5 protein-coding genes are annotated in these 2,611 nt (G+C 67.8%); 2 read left to right on the top strand and 3 right to left on the bottom strand.

The window, feature by feature from the left end; translation table 11 throughout:
* Window positions 1-94: 94 nt before the first annotated feature.
* Together ACIBEC_RS47730 and ACIBEC_RS47725 are read right to left on the bottom strand one after the other, a co-directional pair.
* Entirely contained in the window at window positions 95-532 is a 438-nt protein-coding gene (locus tag ACIBEC_RS47730; RefSeq protein ID WP_360510296.1) for a contact-dependent growth inhibition system immunity protein, read from the bottom strand.
* 80 nt (window positions 533-612) lie between these two features.
* Window positions 613-774, bottom strand: a complete 162-nt coding sequence (locus tag ACIBEC_RS47725) for a hypothetical protein (RefSeq protein WP_360510298.1) — start codon at window positions 772-774, stop codon at window positions 613-615.
* Window positions 775-825: 51 nt separating this feature from the next.
* On the opposite strand from ACIBEC_RS47725, the gene ACIBEC_RS47720 reads away from it, so the two are divergent.
* Together ACIBEC_RS47720 and ACIBEC_RS47715 are read left to right on the top strand one after the other, a co-directional pair.
* Window positions 826-1,152, top strand: a complete 327-nt coding sequence (locus ACIBEC_RS47720; RefSeq protein ID WP_360510300.1) for a hypothetical protein — start codon at window positions 826-828, stop codon at window positions 1,150-1,152.
* Entirely contained in the window at window positions 1,149-1,547 is a 399-nt protein-coding gene (locus ACIBEC_RS47715) for a hypothetical protein (RefSeq protein ID WP_360510302.1), read from the top strand. Before ACIBEC_RS47720 ends, ACIBEC_RS47715 begins: the two co-directional genes overlap by 4 nt.
* Window positions 1,548-1,639: 92 nt before the next feature.
* On the opposite strand, the gene ACIBEC_RS47710 is transcribed toward ACIBEC_RS47715, so the two are convergent.
* Entirely contained in the window at window positions 1,640-2,491 is an 852-nt protein-coding gene (locus ACIBEC_RS47710; protein WP_360510304.1) for an IS5 family transposase, read from the bottom strand.
* Window positions 2,492-2,611: the final 120 nt, after the last annotated feature.

Raw genomic sequence — 2,611 nt, 5'->3', positions numbered from 1 at the left:
GAACATCACCCTAGCCCCGACTGGCACGCCAGTACGGCTGACGTTCACACGAACGAGCGATCACGAACCGAGAGAAAAGGGACTTAACGTCCTCTCATGAACCGACGGACAGGACCCCGCCGCCCATGACGGCTGGCCCGTGACAGCAACTTGCAGTCCGGAACCGTTCGATGTCTTGCTGGAGGGCGGGTGACATGTCGACCAGCCCCGAGACGATCACGCGAAGCTCGTGCCGGAGTCCGGCAGACTCGTTCCAGACCGCTGGATCCCTGGTGAGGACTGCGGAGAGCAGATCACCCGGGTACAAGTCGCCCTCTGCCAGCGGGTTCTCCCGCAGAAGCTCCAGCGCCATCGGAAGGAGATACCGCAATCCCACGTCCTGTCGGATCAACAAGCGCATGTCCTCCACGGTCAGCTCGCCGATCGGCTGACGCCGGAGGACATGCGCGGCTGCGACGAGACGGGTTGCGTCAGCTGGAGGGGCTGGCCAGCGGTCGCGTTCAAGCTCCTCGAGGGAGCGGTCGCGGTTCACGGGTCGAGTCACCGGTTGATTGTCTCTCGTCACGAGCGCGGCCTGAGGCATTTGGATACTTCCAATACCCGACTCCACCATTAGGCACCTCCGACTCCGGATTCCGTGACGAGGTCGAGTCCGAGGAGGCGATCGCCCGCGGTGAGAAACTCGGCGACCTGATCGTCAGCGACGAGTTCCACCGCCTCACCGGGCCGGCCGACGCGGAGGCGGAGGGCCGCCTCGCCGAGTTCGAACGCCACGTCCGCTTCCAGGGCAAGGTGATAAACGACCCGAAACGGCTGCGGCGCCACATGGCCCGACACGACCCCCACATCTACCCGGGCCAGTACGTCACCTGCGTCCACAACCCCGACCGGGCCCTGTGCCGCCGCGACGACGGCGGGGACGGCCCCTCGCTGCCCGACTGCCAGCCCCTGCGCTGCCGCAACGTCGCCCTGTCCACGGCGAACACCGACCACCTGCGAGCAGCCCTGGACGCCCACGACCGGGAACTCGCCCGCGCGGACCAGCTGGCGCCCTTCGTCCGGCACCGCCTCCAAACCCGCCGGCAGGAGCTCGCCGAGTTCCTCGCCACGACCGCCAGTACCAACCCGCGCGCCAGGACGGAGACGCCGTGAGCCACCGCTTGCCCACCGACGAACAGGTCCGCACCGCGATGGAAACCGAACTCGCCGACAGCAGCGCCGCCGGCCGACGCGCCACCGTCACCAGCGTCGAGAAGCGCCTCGGCATCACCCACGCGACCTTCTACCGCAACTACCCGGAACCGATCGCCTGGTTCAAGAACCAGCTCACCGCCCGGCGCGGACCGGCCGACACCCCGCAGGCCAGCACCCGCCCCGACGACGAGAACGCCCGCCTCCGGCGGGAGAACAGCGACCTGCGCAAACTGGTCCGCATCTACGCCGAGGCAATCCGGCAGCTGACCACCGACAAGGCCAACCTGGAAGACCAGGTGCAAGCACTGAGCGGGGTGACCAGCCTCACCGAACACCGCCGCCACAAGAACTGACGGACACCGTCGCGGCTCAACCAGCACGACTGATCACCGCACGAACAGTACGGCCCCGGCCGAGCCAGCCACTTAGAGGCTCCGCCAGTAGGTCATCGGATGCGCGGGCTACGAGGTCGGGCGTTCCAGCGGTAGTGGGTCCAGGCGCGTCGGATGAGGCAGCGGACGGTGATGACGGTGCAGGCCAGTGCGAGGAAGAACTCGACCGCCGCCCTGCGCCGTTCGGTGCAGCGTCGGAGCTTGCCGAAGTTGTTCATCCAGGAGTTCGTGCGTTCGACGACCCATCGGCCGCCGCTTTGGATCGGGGTCTTCACGCCGCGTGGGGCGATGCGGGCCTCGATCCGGCGGTCGGCCAGCTCGTCGTGGACCGGGCGGTAGTCGTATCCGGCGTCCAGGGCCAGTCGCGGGTGTTCGGGCAGCGGCCCCAGGGTTGTCTCCAGGGCGGTGTAGCGGTCGAGGGTTGTAGGCAGCAGGGTGTCGTCGCGAATGCTGGCCGGTGCCGGTTCCGTGACCAGCGGTATGCCGCTCGCGTCGGTCAACTGGGAGCGTTTCAGGCCGAGTTTGGCCCGGTCGACCGGGCTCTTGCCGGCGCATTCGCCTCCGGAGGGGGCTTTGCTGATGCAGCCGTCGGCGTTGAGGCGGTCGAGTTCGAGGCCGATCATGCGGTCGTAGGCGGCGAGTGCGAGCAGTCGAAGGGTCTCCATGGCGCCGGTGGCGATCCACTCGTCACGGCGGCGGCGCAAGGTGGTGGCCGAGCAGTGCTCGTCGGCGACGCGTTCGTAGCCGCAGCCGAAGACCAGGACCTGCACCAGGCGGTCGAAGACCACGGCGTCGCTGATCCGTGGGTTGTGGCAGCCCAGCGGGTGGCGGTCCTCGCGATCGGGCAACAGGGCGAGGAATTGGTCGCGGATCGGGTCGAGAATGCATGATGGGACGGCAGGCACGGATCCCCCGGTGATCATGAAGCGTAGAGAACATCCCAATGCCGTTGTCAAGCCGCCGCGGTGACTGGTGGTGTTGCCTGGTAGCACGCTCCGTCGCGGATCATCGCCCACAGGACGTTC

It is taken from the genome of Kitasatospora sp. NPDC051164, from assembly GCF_044455625.1.
Lineage (GTDB): Bacteria > Actinomycetota > Actinomycetes > Streptomycetales > Streptomycetaceae > Kitasatospora.
The sequence above is the reverse complement of the archived record's forward strand: the minus strand, read 5'-3'. Positions and strand labels throughout refer to the sequence as shown.